A 15,214-nucleotide genomic window follows, 5' to 3' on the forward strand; every position below is an offset into this window, starting at 1 on the left:
TTAATTCGTAATAAATTACAAGTATTATTTTTGAAAATATGAGTTTTGAATTATTTTTACGGAGTATTAAAAATTTTCTTGATATCGCTTTAGAGAAGATATTTGTTATTAGAGCTATGTGTCAACCTCGTCATTTAATAACACAATTGTAAATTCACTTCCTGCCCCCTCGTCACTTTTTACTCGAAGCTCTCCATTATGTCTGTCAATAAACTCCTTGCATAATATCAAACCAAGTCCCGTACCCGGCTCATTGTCTGTTCCGTAACGACTCAGTTGCTTGCTGTCAATCTTAAAAAGATTTTCCAAAATTTCTTTGCTCATCCCGATTCCTGTGTCTTTTACTGTAATTTCAGTCTTTTTGCTGTCTTTCTTTGCGGTTATATCAATTCTGCCGCCCTTATTCGTAAACTTCAATGAATTCGATACTAAGTTTCGTAATATTGTGTCAAGCATGAATCGGTCGGTTGTTACCTCAAATCCATCAACTGCCGTGAATTCAAGTTTTATGTCTTTTTTATTTGCCGTTTCCGTAAACAGATTAATTACTTCGAATATGAAATTTTTCAACATGAGCTTTTCGGGATTGTATTCTGTCATTCTCCCCTGCATTTTTGCCCATTCAAGAAGGTTTGTAAGTAGTCTGTAAAAGTTGTTTGCACTCTTGTTTAAGTTCAACGATATTTCCTGTATTTCTTCTCTTGTAAGTTGCTGTATGTCCGTCGCCATTAGATTCGATAAACCGAGTATCCCGTTAAATGGGCTTCTTAAATCGTGCGAAATTATTGAAAAGAACTTGTCTTTTTCTAAGTTTAATTTCTCAAGTTCTTTATTCTTTCGTCGAATTTCGTCCTCAGCTTTTTTCCTTTCTGAAATGTCTCGTGTCACGCCATGAATTTCTATTCTTCCGGTTTTATCATTCAAATAGAATCGTGTTACTAACTCTGTCCAAACGTTTGTTCCGTCTTTACGTGGTTGCTCTATTATATTTGTGTATGATTTTCCAAAGAACTCAGTATCATTTTTAAGTTTTTCAACCATCATGTTCGCATTTTTTCTGACATATGCACTTCCTTCGATAGTCAGTGCTGAATCAATTGTACTTGAAATAATCTCCTCCGGTGTATATCCTCTAAGTTTAAAAACAGAGGGGCTTATGTACAAAAATTTCATCGTCTCAACATCCATTGTCCAAATAACATCTGCCATGTTTTCAGCCAGAAGTCTGTATTTCTCCTCGCTTTCTCTTATTATTTCTTCTTCTGCTTTTCGCTCGGTGATATTTCTCGATACGCTTAAAATATGAGGTTCTCCCTGGAAATTTATGATTTGCCCGGATAGTAATCCAGTTATTCTTTTTCCAAACTTATTTATAAATCTTACCTCGAAATTTTCACAGTACCCCTTCTCGATTATTCGTTGAATAAACTTCTTCCTTTCTTCTATGTCTTCCCAGATATTTAAATCAACCATCGATTTACCTATAACTTCTTCTCGTTCGAATCCCATTATTTTTGTAAAACCGGCGTTTGCATCCACAATCATTCCATTTTCAATCTTCGTTAATAGTACATCATCCGGGCTTGAGTTGAATAATAGTTTAAAATCCTCTGATGAATCTCTGAGTTCAGAACTCAATCTTTGGTTTAACATCAGTATAATTCCGAAAGTCCAGAGAATTCCCGAAAGAAATACATTAGTATATTGAATGAAATTAAATATTGTCGCGTTAAAGAGATTAATATTTTCTCTGTAGTAAAAATTTAAAAACGAGATTACAATAAACACAATACTGTGTATGAATAATGCCGAAGCAGTAAAATTTGCTGAAGTTTTTATTGAATTTGGTTTATACCTGAAAAGACTATAAGAAATTAAGAATGTTACTAATCCGATAAACAGGTTGTTTGTAGTTGTCCTATAAGGTGCGAAATTATCAATAACAGTAACGTAAAAATGCACTACTAAAAAAACTATAGAGCTAATCAGTATAAGATTCTTATGGATATCCCGCCCAATAAATCGCATTATTCCGATGTATAAAAATATCATACAGAGTAATATCATCATATTCTGTAATAGCAGAAAATAATCAGCAAAAGGTATATGGCTCCGGAAAAGCATTATTAAAAAAACAGCTGATTCCGCACCCGCCCAGAGTAGCCACCAGCCTATACCGGCATATTTTTTATTAATTTTATACTGATAGTAAAGTACGATGAATTGAATAATCGACGCAAATAATATAATAGAAATTATCGTTCTTATACTTAAATCCATTTTAACAATAGAGTAATGGGTAGAAGATTTAAAGTAAATTACTAAAGTAATAATAAAAAGACAAGGATTTTCCTGTTTCCCTGCATTTCTTGAACGGATTCGACGTTTTATTCTCTTTCCTGTATCGCTCTTACCGCACTTAATACCAGCTTTCTTGGAGAAAATCTGATAAATTGAACTACCAGCTTGTTCAATAATCCAGGAACAACCGTAAGGCTTTCCTTCATCATTTCTCTATATCCAAAATCCGCCACCTCTTTTGCGCTTGGTATGCGTGTAAGCTTGAATAGTTTACTTTTTCCTAAATTAGCAGAACTCTGAAATTCTGTTTCCGTCGGACCCGGACATAGTATCGTTACACTAATTCCTTTTCCTTTCACTTCTTTGCTTATTGCCTCGCTGAAAGATAAAACATACGCCTTCGTTGCGTAATATACAGCCATCATAGGTCCAGGTTGAAATGCTGCCATCGATGCAACGTTTAATATTTTTCCTTCCCCTTTCTCTATCATTGGTCTCATGAACAGGTACGTCAGTTTTGTAACGGTTTTTATATTTACATCAATCATACTCTCTACTTTCTTCCAGTCCGACTCATGAAAATATCCCCAGTCCCCGAATCCGGCATTGTTAACAAGAAGGTCTATATGAATGTTTTCTTCCTGAAGCGTGTCAAAAATCGATTGAACTTCAATCATGTGACATAAATCTTTTCCCAATACTTTTATTTTCACATTATGTCGTTTAATTAAATCATTCGCAAGTTTCTCCATCCTTTCCGTTCTTCTTGCGGCAAGCACTAAATTGTACCCTTCTTTTGCAAAATTCTTCGCAAACTCTACTCCCAATCCTGCTGATGCACCTGTTATTAATGCCGTTTTTTTCATTATTTCTTTCGTTTAAAAACTTAGCTTGTAAATAGTTATAAATTTAAAAAATCTTACCTAATCCACGTTCTTTTTGCTATTCTTTAAAAATTCTTTCATTATCTTTGATACACTTTTTCTTGCCCCCGCAGACAAAGTCTTCATATATTGACTTCCCGTCAGAAAACTTATCTCGTTCGTAAGTTCAGGATATTTCTTCGCCATTTTTAATAATATTTTTAATGCATTGTATCTCACCGATGCCTGTTTACTTATATCTTTCCAAATTGTAACGCAATGCTCAAAAAGTAAGCCCTCAAGCTCATCTTCTATTTCTAATTTTTGAAGTATCTTCAGCAGTTCCCGCTGCTGATTATTCCTTCTATCAGGGAGTATCTTTATAAATGTATTAGTATACCCTTGCATTCTCCCGCCAGCCTCATCAATGCAGCTCCAAAGAAGAAATGCAGCTCTCCAGGAATAAGGTTGTTTATCGGTAATCGCTAATTGTATTGCTTCTTTAAAACTTTCTGGATGACTATTCAAATACTCTATCATTTCTTCTTTATTCGAGTGAGTCAAAACCCCTTCTAATTCTGTCTCCATTAGTTTCCTATTTCTTAAAATTTACTCATTTCAATTTACATTATCAAAATAATAATATTTTCTCTTAGCGTTCTTTGTCTCCGAGTCGTAGATCCTCTTCGAAATCTGTCTTATACACTTTTACCCACGCGTGTCATTCCTGCGGAAGCAGAAATCCGGTGCCTTTTAATGATTTATTCTTTAACGTTACCCTGGTTATTGTAGTTTTGCGACAAGCCCCTAGTTATAATTCTCGCATGTTCTTAGCGGCCTGCCTTCCGCAGGTTTACCTTTAGATTTTACTTTATGTTTACCTTTAGGCAAGAAATCTAATACCAACTTTTTAAAGAAGATACAAAATTATTTGTTACTCCTAACTCATTAAAACTATCTTTTCACCCTCAAATATTCAAATCAGGCAGCTTACCGTTTAGGTCTCTTGCTTCGAATATTTTCTATAAATGCTTGATATTTCTTAAAATTATTTTTATCCGTATTTTATTAATTAATGTATTTTGTCTTAGTTTAAAATAAAAACATCAAAAGCAATGATACCCAATTCTATCAGGTAAGAATAAGGGTTTGCAAAATTCAAAGTCCATCCCATCCGCTGATTTCTTTTTGGTAAAATAAATCTTGGGTCCTTGGAGTTAAAAAAAATTCCCCATTTATAATTATCCGTATTGTTTCTCCTTCTGTCTGGATCGTTCTTATCAAATTGTGTTTTCATTTAATAAGAATTATAATTGATTATTTAATTCAATTACGGATAATATTTCAGGGCTGATTCAAGGTCGTGAATTGGTTTTAAAGAAATCTCTGTTCCGTTTTCACCCTTAGCAGAATAATCAAACGGGTTATCAAGATTTTTAATTAGTAAATACATATAAGATATTAAGAAGGTGACAAGGGATGTAAAAAACAATGATGAGTGAAATGTGCCAATTACAATTATTAACAGACCGAATGCGATTAAAAGGCCCATAACTTGTACAATTGCATAAGTAGAGCTGACAAATTCAGTGTCTCTTATTGTGTCAATTCTTAAAGTCATCTTTCTTATGCTGTTCTGATCGGTTTTCATTTTAATAATATAGTTGGGCTGAATACCTTCTTTTTCGAATTCAACAAAGAAGTCATTCATTAAGCTGACTTTGATTAAAATGGAATTTATCTTTTCCTTTTGTAAAATCAATCAATTAATGAAGTAATAAATGATTTTTGAAATTCTATAAATTTAAGGGCTGTATCAGAACTTTTACCTTTATATATTGTGTCGGTATCGTCGGACAATGATTTCATAGTCCCAGATAGCTCGCTTGGAAGTTTTTCGCTTTCTTTATAATCGGTAAAAATATCGCTGATCAGAAATCCTAATAGAAATATGGTTCGGGCAACTAAACTCGTGAAGAGGGCATTTAACTCCATAATCTCAAATCCTAACTTATGAGCGAGAAATTTTATTACTGCAATTAAAATAATTAAAGGCATTATCCTAAGTGCTATTGACCATTTCTGCTAAATATGTTTCTTTGTTTTACTGACTAATTCTTGTGATATCATGTGCCTGATTATTTAGGTCTTAATTTATTTTAATAATACTCAATTCGGATTTTAATATCAAAGACATACTTTATATGTTCAAAAAATCAGGTTGTTCGCTGTAAAGGACTTATGATTTGATTATAATCTCATTACCAATTTCATTTATAAAGAAATTTTATTATCGTAATATCATTATCTTGGAACTTATCTCCTTGTAAAATGTATAAATCATTAACACATTATATAAATTTAATTTATTATGAGAAAAATATTCTTGATAATTCTGCTTGCATTCAGTTCCTTAACTTTCGCAAATATGGCATCTCCTTACCGAGAAGGTACTAAGGTCGCATCGGCTTTTACAAGTAATGATATAGATATTCTTAAAGAAAGAATTTATGTGACGTTGAACAAAGAGAGTTCAACTGCCGATTATTTTGTCGAGTACGTTATCAAATCTGATAAAGACGGAAGTCAGATTCCTCTCCTTTTCTTTGCTCAAGATTATAAAGGGAATTATAAAGTCTGGGTCGACGGCAGGGAAGTCATCGTTCAAAAAATCCCCGACCATTATACCTCTGGTGCTTTTGATAATTTCTCAAAATCTTTTTACAGTAATAATAAAAATAATCCCGAAGTTGCTGTCCAATGGAAAGAAAATTCAAATAATATTTATCCTTTAAAAGATTTAATATATTTCGAAGTTGATTTGTTACAGGGCGAACATATTATCCGCGTGGAATATACAGCAAACATCTGGGAAAATCGCTCTAACTGGATAAAAGAATATGGTTACAGATATTCACTTTCCCCCGCGAAGTACTGGAAATCATTCGGCAAGCTGGAAGTATCTGTTAATGCCAACGAACTCGGCGAAGATATAAAAACAAATCTTGGACAGCCGTCATTGGGAAAGCTTGATTCTGTTGCCGTTTGGAAGTTTGAAAAGTTACCGGCAGATTTATTTGAAATAACTTTTACACCTAAAGTCAGTTCGTTTGCTAACCTTCTTCTTAAATTAGAGCCCTTTGGTCTGTCATTGATAATTGGTTCTTTACTGCTAATCATTCATTTGTTATTGATGTGGAGATACAGAAAAATCAATCCTTCAAAAAGATTCTCGTGGGTTATGCTTGTTGGTAATCTTGTCGTTCCCGCTATCGCTCTTATTTTCTTCGTTTATGCATTCGGTCTTATTGATGATGTTATTGGCTCTCACGCAAGCAGATATCACGGCTATAACTTTCTTGTATTACTCTTGTATCCCGTTGTCATGCCCGCATATTTTATTATAATGTGGATTTTGGACTGGGTTATGAAGAGAAAATTTCATAAATAAAGTTTTTCTTAAACACAAAAGGGGCTTTAGCTTTTTTTGAAATTTCAAAGTATATCGTTATTTTAGTGTTACCGTTCTTTTCATTTCCGATATTAATAGATACCAGATGAAATTATTGCAGAACAGGAAATTAGATAAGCGAGTATAGAATATAAAATTAGTCTCGTTAATATTTTATTATCTGAGAATTATTCCTTTGCACTCTAGTGATTTATCAAATATAAAAACATTTGGAAGGACATCCGATATTTGTAAAATAATTTGTTTATAAATTTCCCTGTTCTTGGGATCGATATGCATGAATATTGTATTTCTTGGCTTTATATATTCGTTAATCAATTCAATGCCTTTGCCCTCTCGGTTTGTCAGAAAAAGCCGTTCAAGAAATGCTATATCGATGTTTTCATCTTTTAAATTAAACTTTTTTAACTGTTCCTCGTTCCAGGGATTTATATCTCCGCAGTGAAATACTCGGATTTCGTCTGTCTCAAGCAGAAAGCCTATGTTTTCCACGTTTTGGTGAAGATTTATCTCATTACCTGTAATGGAGTCTCGTCCCATGTAGCGGCTGTGTTCAAGACGGTAAATCTTTATTTTCATTCCATCTATTATAACTGCTGTATCTCGATTAATATCTGGGGTAAATTCCAAAACACTATTCTGTATATCCTTAAACCCATCTGCAGATTCAAGTTTCTTATATACTTGTTCTGGACATACAACTTTACATTTTGAATTCTTCAGCAAATGCTTTACAACCATTTCCTTGTTAAAATGGTCAGAATGATTATGGCTGATAAATATTAAATCTATGTTATCAAAAGGGGGAGTTGCTTCTTCAAGTTTTACTTTTGTATCAGAGGTAGGCACATCACACCAGTTAGCATTAAATCCGCCGAATAAGCCGTCAAACAAAATCTTTTTTCCGCTTGCTTCCACCATAAATCCTTCATTTGCTATATAGCAGACTGTTGCTGAATTCTGAGAATATGTCTCATTGCAAATGATAATTAATAGCAGTATTAGTATTGCATTTTTCATTTCAAGGGAAATTAGTTTGAAAATATTCGAACTTCTATATAAAGATACGATTTGTAATTTGATAAGGTTTCAGATCCCGTTATTTCAATTTAAAAATCATAGAAACTTATTTTTATTCGCACACGAAGAACTCTTACATCGATCCGATAAAAAATCATCTTTAATAATAAGAAAATCCTCAGATCTTAAATACAAATAATAAAGAATTAAACACCAAAGGGGCTTTCGCCCCTTTGGTGTTTAAGTTTATACTTTTTGGAATTATTTCAGAATTACCATTCTCTTTGTTGCCGAAAAATCTTTCGATTCAAGTGTGTAAAAATAAACACCGCTCGGAAATAGCGAAGCATCCCACTCAACACCGTAGGAACCCGCATTTCTTTCTTCGTTAATCAGTACCGCAACTTCTTTTCCGAGCATATCGTAAATTCTCAATGTAACAAATGTATTCTTCGGTAAATCGAATCTAATACTTGTTGTCGGATTAAAAGGATTCGGATAGTTCTGATATACTGCAAATTTATCCGGTATTGTGTTCAAATTATTTTCTATACCCACAACCAGCGTAGCAGTCTTCAGAACTATGTTGTTGTTAGGGTCAAAGGCTACCGTTGTCGGCTGTCTGTTAAAATCGAATGAGAACGTCTGGTTGTTAACATCATTCATTACTCTTATTAAAGTATCCGCACCCGATGAAAACGATACCTTTATTTCAATAGGCATCTTATGAAAAACTGTGTTCGACTGGGTTTGCTTTGCAGTGAAATTCACTCTGTAATTTCCGCCTCCGATATTTGAAATGCCGTATGTATTCTGGTATGCCGGATGATTTGGTTCCTTAACCCACTGGTCAATAAACCATGCTAAATCCTCACCCGCAACCGAGCTCATCTTTGCGGTGAAATCATCAGTCGTAGCATTCTTCATTTTAAAATTAACCGTGTCAGTTGCGTACGCCTTCAAACCCGCAAAGAACAGCGAATCCCCGATTGTGTACCTAAGCATGTGCAATACGCATGAACCTTTATAATAAGTAATAGGTCCGTTGAATAATTGATTTGTTGGCGGAGTTGTAATTGCCCATGAAGGATTGTAAATCGGCCAGCCCGGATTTCCTGAAAGATAAGAACTTGCATCTCCGTTTATGTTACTCTTATATGCACTGTATCCTGTAATCTGCTCCATGTAAATCGCTTCTAAATATGTCGCAAACCCTTCATTTAGCCACAAGTCAGCCCATGTTGCGCAGGTAATCATATCACCAAACCATTGATGAGCGTATTCATGTGAAATCAAACTCGTTACGGAACTCCATGATGGCGAAATCGTAGTCAAAGTCTGGTGTTCCATACCACCTCCGTAACCTGAAACAGAAGCAAAACCGTTCTTTTCAAATGGATGCTCGCCGAACAATTGCGAAAATATTGTTGTCATGTTTGGCAGTGCATTCTTTGTCGGTGTTATGTTCTCGCCCGAACTGTAATATAAACGAAGTGGAATACTGTCAAGTGGATTTGATAATTTGTGCCAATATATAATATCTAACATATATCCCGTCTTGCCCGTCAATACTGCTAAATAAGTTGGCAGCGGATCGCGGCTAATCCAGCGGTACCAAATCGTGTCGGCATTTACTGTTGAATCGGCAAGCCTTCCGTTTGAACCAATTTTTACGTTCGAAGGTACTTTAACCGTAATGTCAAAAGTCGCCTTATCCGCAGGTCTATCCCAGCATGGGAACCACCTTCTCGAACCCTCAGGCTCTGTGTTTGTATAAACAAATCCTGAACCTACATTAAACGCTCCGTCGCTAACATTATTATGACGGTACTTTATTACTAAATCAACTAACTCTCCGGGAGTATAAGTCCTGTCAAGATTAATCGTTACCATATTCGTCGATGAACTGTGAGTGAAAACAAGACTTGTTTCGTTCAAAAGCTTTACAGAATCAATTACTAACGAAGTGAAATATGCATTCATCTGAATCGAGTTTAATGTCGAATCAACTCTGAATGTAAGCTGCTCTGTTCCCGTGTAACTCCTAACGGAATTTTTGAAACAGGTGTAAATATCCAGATCAAGTTTATAGTTTAATACGTCATACGTATGCTTCGGAGTGTTTGGTGACAGCTCAAGCAGATTGATGTGCTCGCTTTTCGATTTGTTGTGTGAACAAATCTCGGCACCCGTCATTCCTATGTAGTCCTGCGCCGATGCTATCGTACTTAGAATTAATACAAGAGAAAGCGATAATAATTTTTTCATTTATTAAATACTAATTTATTAAAATAATTGTTAAAAATATTGTTGAATGTTTTAAAATAACCATTCATTTGATAATTAATAATCCAAATTATTTAAATATTTTTGACATTCCGGCAAGTTCTTTATTACATTGCCTTTCTTTCTTAAGCTCTGCCTGGAAAAGCACCCCAAAATTATTATCAATCTGTTTTTTCAGTGTGAAATTTTTCAATTCGTGTTATTTTTTATATAAATTTTCTCCAAATTATATTTTAGATTTTCATCTTTTTCATACATTTAGCACATAAAACCTTAAAAACATGTAACTTCTAAAAGTTCCAATAAAAATGGAATAAAAAATTATACATGTTCCAATGTCGTAAAAACAGTTAATTAATATCTCTTTATACGCTAATCCAACGCTGACCATACGCTGATTTAACGTTAATTTAATGTATCTAAATAAGATGAACTGACAATGACAACCGCACTTTCATATACTTACTGCAATTAGATATCCTAGCACTATTGATACCACCCAAAGAATTACACCATAACCTATACTGTTCATTCCAACTCTTTTTAAAGTATCAAGATTAACCGCATACCCCACCATAAATAATGCCGGCGACATTAGCATTTTTCCGTATGATGCAATGCTTGAATAATAATCCATCGGCAGAAAAGTTGTTATCAATGTAGCTAAAACAAACAAAGCAATGAAATAAGGAAACTTTGAACTGCCCTTTGCCTTGTGTATAAACTTATAAAATATTGTTAGCGGTATTATCCATAGCGTTCTTGTTAGTTTTAGTATCGTTGCAATTGCTAATGACGTTTCATTAACTGCAGAAGCACCAACAACCGAACTTGTATCATGAATACTCAGTGCGCACCAGATACCGTATATTTCAGGTGAGATTTTGAAGTTTATAAACAAAACCGGAAACACAAACAGTGCGACTGCATTTAATAAAAATACAACACCCGTTGAAATTGCAATATCATCATCTTTCGCATCTATTGCCCCTGATACTGCTGCTATAGCACTTCCTCCGCATATGCAGGTTCCGACATTTATTAATACCGATAACTTTTTATTCAGTTTAAATACATACCCGAGTATTGTCCCGATAACAAGAAGTGTTATTATTCCTGCGGCAGTTTGGTATAATCCCTTCGAGCCAACGCTTATTACCTGATTAAAGCTCAACCCGAATCCCAGCAGTACAACTGCCGTTTCCAGAGTGTACTTCCTGTATGTGCTTAGTTTTGGGGGATTATAAAGTATTTTATACATTCCGAGCGCTATACCAAACAACAATGCCCATACTGGATTTAGGAATAATGTAAATATTACAACTGCAAAAAAGACATACTGACTCTTTAAGAAATTTGACATGCAATATTTATTGTTTTATACAGCAGATTAATTTATAAAACTTAAAATCATAATTTCCAACCGCAGAATCAACCACATAAAGCATAGTAAGTTACAAAATTAAACAACTCTTGCTTTTTGTTTTTATCTTTTGCAAATCCGCGCTCAATATTTAATGTATCTCAGAAATCCTTCTTATTAAATTTTCTTCTCGCAAGCAATGTGGGTACTATTATCCATATAAATGAAACAAGCAGCAAAATTACAATCCCGTATGCTTGCCCGAAGAATTTAATAAAATTTGCTCCTGAATAACCGAACAATGAGGCTATATCTAAATTAATAAGTATATAAAGCCGTGTCAAATCAATCGGATTTAATGCTATAAGTATTACGGATATTTTATCAAGAGGGAAGTCATTCAACAAGAAATACATTATTAATATTATTCCATCAAAAACAATTGCCATAAAAAGCCAGATACCTATCAGCATCCCGATTCCCTTTATTCTTTCATCGTAAATTATTGAAACCAATAATGAGATTGACGTAAACATCGCTATTAGCAATATCCCTGAAACCAATAAATTAAGTATCAGCATCGTGCTGCCGAATATCAGAAGCGGAAAAATTACTCCAAGTATGTAACTAAAAATCAAAGCTAATGTAAGCGAAAAATATTCTGCCATGAATATCTGCCCTCGCTTTACAGGATAAGTAAGCAGCGTCTCTATAAACTCTTTAGAATTGTAATAATGAAGCGATACGTAAAGTATGTTAACCAAAGGCATTAGGTATATCACAACGTTTAAAACTGTTATTACAGTCTTTGTTTCGTCCCTGTTAAGATAATTTAATCCGACAGTCAGTAAAAATAACGTTGCCGTATAAAAGAATATAAACTTGCTCCGCGCAACGTCTCTGATAATATATTTCATTATCTTTCTCATGTCTCATCCCTTAAAGTAGTTTGCAACCTCCGAAGCAATCTGCCTGCTGTCCCTCTCTGAAAATTCGCTGTTCATCATCTTATCATATTTTAGTTTTCCTTCATGTATATAAATCACTCTGTCTGAAAGCTCTGTTACATCGCTCATTATGTGTGTCGTAAAGAGAATAAGTCTATCCTTCTTTTCTTTCAAAATTTTATTCTTCAAAATCTCCGATGCATAAGGGTCTAATCCCGCAGTCGGCTCATCAAGTATTATTACACGGCTTCTGAACATAAAAACAATTGCCGCTGCAATCTTCTGTTTCGTGCCTTGCGATAATGACGAAAACTTCGACTCAAGTATTAATTCTATTTTATATTGCTCGTAAAGTTCATCGTCATAATCTTGTGTGTGGTTTTTTAGCGACTTCGTTATCTCTATTATTTCTTTTACCTTAAGGTTATCAGGATAGATAGCAGTCTGCGGCATGTAACCGAGGTCGGTCTTAAAAGCGAAATCTTTGTAAATATCACTTCCGTTATATTCTATATCGCCCTTTTCTGGATTTACCAAACCAAGCAGTACTTTTAAAAATGTAGTCTTGCCCGAGCCGTTGGGTCCCAGCAATGTAACTACACTCGGACTTTCAAGCGTAAGGTTATCTAACTCAAGCCTGAATTTCTTTCCGTATGTTTTAATTATTTTATTAACTCTCAGCATGTATGTTCTCTTTCATCAACGGCTTTTCATCTATTAAAGATTCAGGCGTAAATGCAGGCGATACCTTCTCAGCCAAATCTATTACATTCACCATAAAACTATTCAGTAAAATTATCGCATCGGGACTCGTCTCAATCAGCAGCGAAAATAGATTCATCGGTCTGTATGCAACATCTCCTATACCGTCTTTTTCCAGATCATATCCGTTGTATTTATCCCAGTAGTTGTACTCAAACTTGTTTGTGTTCCTCGAAGAGTTTGTCGCAAGGTCAAAAATATTGTTCTTGAATTTATTGTAACTGAATACATCATCGTAACAATTTCCAAGTATCTTCATTGCCCAGCCGTTATTCTCAAACCTGTTGTTCTGCACTGTAAGTCTATTAGAACCCTCTGAATAAATTCCGACAGTATTCTTCGTAAAGTTATTAAAATATATTATGCTGTTGTCAATATCCTTTAGAAGCAGTCCGTATGCATTTTCTCCCCAGTTGTCAAAAAATTTATTCCATATCATTTCAACTCGTTTCGTGTACATTACTGCTACTCCGGCACCATTCATCGAAAAATTGTTAAGAATATATTTGTTACCTTCCGAAAACATAAAATGCAATCCGTACCTTAGATTTTCACTGCTTGCATTGTTTAATATTATGCTGTTCTTTGCAAACTCAAGATATATCCCGTCACGCTGTCTTTTAATCGTATTGCTCGATATAATAATGTTATTGCAGTTCCAGAGGTGTATGCCGTTGCCGGAAAATGACTCTGATACCGAGTTACCTATTATTACGTTGTTATATACGAAAGAATTGTTTGCGTTCGAAAGGTATATCGCAAAAAAACTGTTCTCTACTATGTTGTTTTGTATCTTAACTCTTTCTGAATTTTGTACTTTAATTGCACAAACATCATTTACAAAACTGATTCCTGTGTTCCTAAACTTTATTCCTTTTATTGTCACATCATTTGCTTCTACCGTTAAAATACCGGATTCTTTTTCAGCGTCAATTATTGGATTGTTTATCCCTATCACTGTCAGCCCATGTTTGTTAATCGTAATATCTCTAGCCTTGTATTCTCCATTCTCTATAAATAGTGTATCATAATCAAATGTACCCGAAAAATATGTCTTCAAATCCTGTGTGTGCTTTATCGTATCACTCGAAGCATAAGCTCTGTAACTGCTGAATGCAGCCAGAACCAAAATAAAGCAAATCAGCTTCCTCAAAGTCTTACTTGCTTATTTGTGTTTTTAGCTCGTCCCAGCTGTACACATCCCCGCCTACTGAATTTTTTGCAGTCTCCGCATCAGACTTTGTCTTATAAGCGCTCAGGTTTTCTCCCATCGGGCTTCTTCTCTTTGGGCTGATTAGATAATATGAAGTTCCTGCTGTTATAAATACTCCGGGATTGTTAAAATCAGTTACATACATTTCCTTGATATCGAGTGTGTTCTTCTTTATGTAATCAACCATGCATTCTGCAGCGTCAAATTTATATGCCTTCAACTTTGTGTTTAGTACTTCTGCACCAAATCTGTTGTCCATTATTTTCATGTTGCAGTGTGCACATACATCCGAACTGTAATTAATAGGCTCAGGGTCGCTCGAACAGCCGTAAAGTAATCCTGAAAGAAATAGTAATGTAAATGTTATAAATACTCTATTCTTCATTTTTGTTAAACTTAAATTCGTAAATTAATAAAAGCGTTGAAATAATACCTGCAAATATCAGTATATAACCGCCGTATGAAGGATATGAATGCGCCGTGAAATTTAAAAGTTCCTTCGAACCGATTAATGGCGGCTGATATGTCATGCCCGGTATTCTTATTGCAGCCGTTGTATCAAGATTATGTCCGTAATCATATTCCCATACATAAAAATCAATACCCCCTGCAATCCCGAATACAATCAGTAAAGACACCCATATAACCATTAAACTCTTCTTTGCTTTATATATAGTTAATGCAAGTAGAAGTATTAGTAATCCAAGTAAATATGGCATGAACTGAAGTTCCTTAATTGAATCAGGTTCTATTCTTTTCATTCCTATGTAGTGATTAAGACCGTTTACAGTGTTAAGGTCGCCCGTCATTTTGTAAATCCATATCTCAAATCCAAGTCCCTCAGGATATTGCGGCGCCTCAAGTGCTATGTCCCAGACAGGTAAAAAGTATACCAGTATTAATCCAATTCCGATTAATGATAGTATTATTCTTGTAGATTTTTTCATTCGTGTGATTTAAAGAGAGACTGCAAGTTCGAGACCCGCA

Annotated in this window: 16 protein-coding genes; 1 reads left to right on the forward strand and 15 read right to left on the reverse strand. The window is 34.5% G+C overall.

Annotated elements, in window-relative coordinates; translation table 11 throughout:
* Positions 1–114: 114 nt before the first annotated feature.
* The 6 genes from WC644_07650 to WC644_07675 all read right to left on the reverse strand — a co-directional run bounded on the left by WC644_07650 (position 115) and on the right by WC644_07675 (position 5,222).
* Positions 115–2,280 (reverse strand): PAS domain S-box protein, encoded by a 2,166-nt coding sequence (locus WC644_07650; protein MFA5011818.1) that lies wholly within the window; start codon positions 2,278–2,280, stop codon positions 115–117.
* 107 nt (positions 2,281–2,387) lie between these two features.
* Complete coding sequence (locus WC644_07655) at positions 2,388–3,167, reverse strand: SDR family oxidoreductase (GenBank protein MFA5011819.1); 780 nt, start codon at positions 3,165–3,167, stop codon at positions 2,388–2,390.
* A gap of 57 nt (positions 3,168–3,224) precedes the next feature.
* Complete coding sequence (locus WC644_07660; GenBank protein ID MFA5011820.1) at positions 3,225–3,752, reverse strand: hypothetical protein; 528 nt, start codon at positions 3,750–3,752, stop codon at positions 3,225–3,227.
* A 499-nt stretch (positions 3,753–4,251) separates the two neighbouring features.
* Positions 4,252–4,461, reverse strand: a complete 210-nt coding sequence (locus tag WC644_07665) for a DUF5808 domain-containing protein (GenBank protein ID MFA5011821.1) — start codon at positions 4,459–4,461, stop codon at positions 4,252–4,254.
* A 33-nt stretch (positions 4,462–4,494) separates the two neighbouring features.
* The gene (locus tag WC644_07670) at positions 4,495–4,875 is read right to left on the reverse strand and encodes a hypothetical protein (protein MFA5011822.1); all 381 of its coding nucleotides are present in this window, start codon (positions 4,873–4,875) and stop codon (positions 4,495–4,497) included.
* Positions 4,876–4,922: 47 nt separating this feature from the next.
* Positions 4,923–5,222, reverse strand: coding sequence for a hypothetical protein (locus WC644_07675; GenBank protein ID MFA5011823.1), 300 nt, complete (start codon positions 5,220–5,222; stop codon positions 4,923–4,925).
* A gap of 313 nt (positions 5,223–5,535) precedes the next feature.
* Between WC644_07675 and WC644_07680 the strand changes: the two genes are divergently transcribed.
* Positions 5,536–6,615: a hypothetical protein gene (locus WC644_07680; protein ID MFA5011824.1), complete on the forward strand. Its 1,080-nt coding sequence runs from the start codon at positions 5,536–5,538 to the stop codon at positions 6,613–6,615.
* Positions 6,616–6,792: 177 nt separating this feature from the next.
* Here the strand turns inward: WC644_07680 and WC644_07685 are convergent, their stop codons facing one another.
* The 9 genes from WC644_07685 to WC644_07725 form a co-directional block, all read right to left on the reverse strand.
* Entirely contained in the window at positions 6,793–7,656 is an 864-nt protein-coding gene (locus WC644_07685; protein ID MFA5011825.1) for an MBL fold metallo-hydrolase, read from the reverse strand.
* A 261-nt stretch (positions 7,657–7,917) separates the two neighbouring features.
* The gene (locus tag WC644_07690) at positions 7,918–9,924 is read right to left on the reverse strand and encodes a M1 family aminopeptidase (GenBank protein MFA5011826.1); all 2,007 of its coding nucleotides are present in this window, start codon (positions 9,922–9,924) and stop codon (positions 7,918–7,920) included.
* An 88-nt stretch (positions 9,925–10,012) separates the two neighbouring features.
* Positions 10,013–10,135, reverse strand: a complete 123-nt coding sequence (locus tag WC644_07695) for a hypothetical protein (GenBank protein ID MFA5011827.1) — start codon at positions 10,133–10,135, stop codon at positions 10,013–10,015.
* A gap of 261 nt (positions 10,136–10,396) precedes the next feature.
* Positions 10,397–11,305, reverse strand: coding sequence for a putative sulfate exporter family transporter (locus tag WC644_07700; protein ID MFA5011828.1), 909 nt, complete (start codon positions 11,303–11,305; stop codon positions 10,397–10,399).
* Between the two features lie 161 nt (positions 11,306–11,466).
* Positions 11,467–12,234: an ABC transporter permease subunit gene (locus tag WC644_07705; GenBank protein MFA5011829.1), complete on the reverse strand. Its 768-nt coding sequence runs from the start codon at positions 12,232–12,234 to the stop codon at positions 11,467–11,469.
* A 3-nt stretch (positions 12,235–12,237) separates the two neighbouring features.
* Positions 12,238–12,936 carry an ABC transporter ATP-binding protein gene (locus tag WC644_07710; protein MFA5011830.1) on the reverse strand — a complete coding sequence of 233 codons (699 nt, stop codon included), beginning with the start codon at positions 12,934–12,936 and terminating at the stop codon, positions 12,238–12,240.
* Positions 12,923–14,167, reverse strand: a complete 1,245-nt coding sequence (gene nosD, locus WC644_07715; GenBank protein ID MFA5011831.1) for a nitrous oxide reductase family maturation protein NosD — start codon at positions 14,165–14,167, stop codon at positions 12,923–12,925. Before nosD ends, WC644_07710 begins: the two co-directional genes overlap by 14 nt.
* Positions 14,168–14,171: 4 nt before the next feature.
* A complete protein-coding gene (locus WC644_07720; protein MFA5011832.1) occupies positions 14,172–14,612 on the reverse strand; it encodes a nitrous oxide reductase accessory protein NosL in 441 nt (146 codons plus the stop codon).
* A complete protein-coding gene (locus WC644_07725; protein ID MFA5011833.1) occupies positions 14,602–15,174 on the reverse strand; it encodes a hypothetical protein in 573 nt (190 codons plus the stop codon). Before WC644_07725 ends, WC644_07720 begins: the two co-directional genes overlap by 11 nt.
* Positions 15,175–15,214: the final 40 nt, after the last annotated feature.

Source organism: Ignavibacteria bacterium (assembly GCA_041649015.1).
Lineage (GTDB): Bacteria > Bacteroidota > Ignavibacteria > Tepidaquicellales > Tepidaquicellaceae > CAIKZJ01.

What these genes read in the sequence shown, in the direction of transcription:
- WC644_07660 (MFA5011820.1), bottom strand. Translation starts at nt 3,752, where the DNA reads ATGGAGACAGAATTAGAAGGGGTTTTGACTCACTCGAATAAAGAAGAA.
- WC644_07700 (MFA5011828.1), bottom strand. Translation starts at nt 11,305, where the DNA reads ATGTCAAATTTCTTAAAGAGTCAGTATGTCTTTTTTGCAGTTGTAATA.
- WC644_07675 (MFA5011823.1), bottom strand. Translation starts at nt 5,222, where the DNA reads ATGCCTTTAATTATTTTAATTGCAGTAATAAAATTTCTCGCTCATAAG.
- WC644_07705 (MFA5011829.1), bottom strand. Translation starts at nt 12,234, where the DNA reads ATGAGAAAGATAATGAAATATATTATCAGAGACGTTGCGCGGAGCAAG.
- WC644_07655 (MFA5011819.1), bottom strand. Translation starts at nt 3,167, where the DNA reads ATGAAAAAAACGGCATTAATAACAGGTGCATCAGCAGGATTGGGAGTA.
- WC644_07680 (MFA5011824.1), top strand. Translation starts at nt 5,536, where the DNA reads ATGAGAAAAATATTCTTGATAATTCTGCTTGCATTCAGTTCCTTAACT.
- WC644_07690 (MFA5011826.1), bottom strand. Translation starts at nt 9,924, where the DNA reads ATGAAAAAATTATTATCGCTTTCTCTTGTATTAATTCTAAGTACGATA.
- WC644_07665 (MFA5011821.1), bottom strand. Translation starts at nt 4,461, where the DNA reads ATGAAAACACAATTTGATAAGAACGATCCAGACAGAAGGAGAAACAAT.
- WC644_07685 (MFA5011825.1), bottom strand. Translation starts at nt 7,656, where the DNA reads ATGAAAAATGCAATACTAATACTGCTATTAATTATCATTTGCAATGAG.
- WC644_07650 (MFA5011818.1), bottom strand. Translation starts at nt 2,280, where the DNA reads ATGGATTTAAGTATAAGAACGATAATTTCTATTATATTATTTGCGTCG.
- WC644_07670 (MFA5011822.1), bottom strand. Translation starts at nt 4,875, where the DNA reads ATGAATGACTTCTTTGTTGAATTCGAAAAAGAAGGTATTCAGCCCAAC.
- WC644_07725 (MFA5011833.1), bottom strand. Translation starts at nt 15,174, where the DNA reads ATGAAAAAATCTACAAGAATAATACTATCATTAATCGGAATTGGATTA.
- WC644_07720 (MFA5011832.1), bottom strand. Translation starts at nt 14,612, where the DNA reads ATGAAGAATAGAGTATTTATAACATTTACATTACTATTTCTTTCAGGA.
- WC644_07710 (MFA5011830.1), bottom strand. Translation starts at nt 12,936, where the DNA reads ATGCTGAGAGTTAATAAAATAATTAAAACATACGGAAAGAAATTCAGG.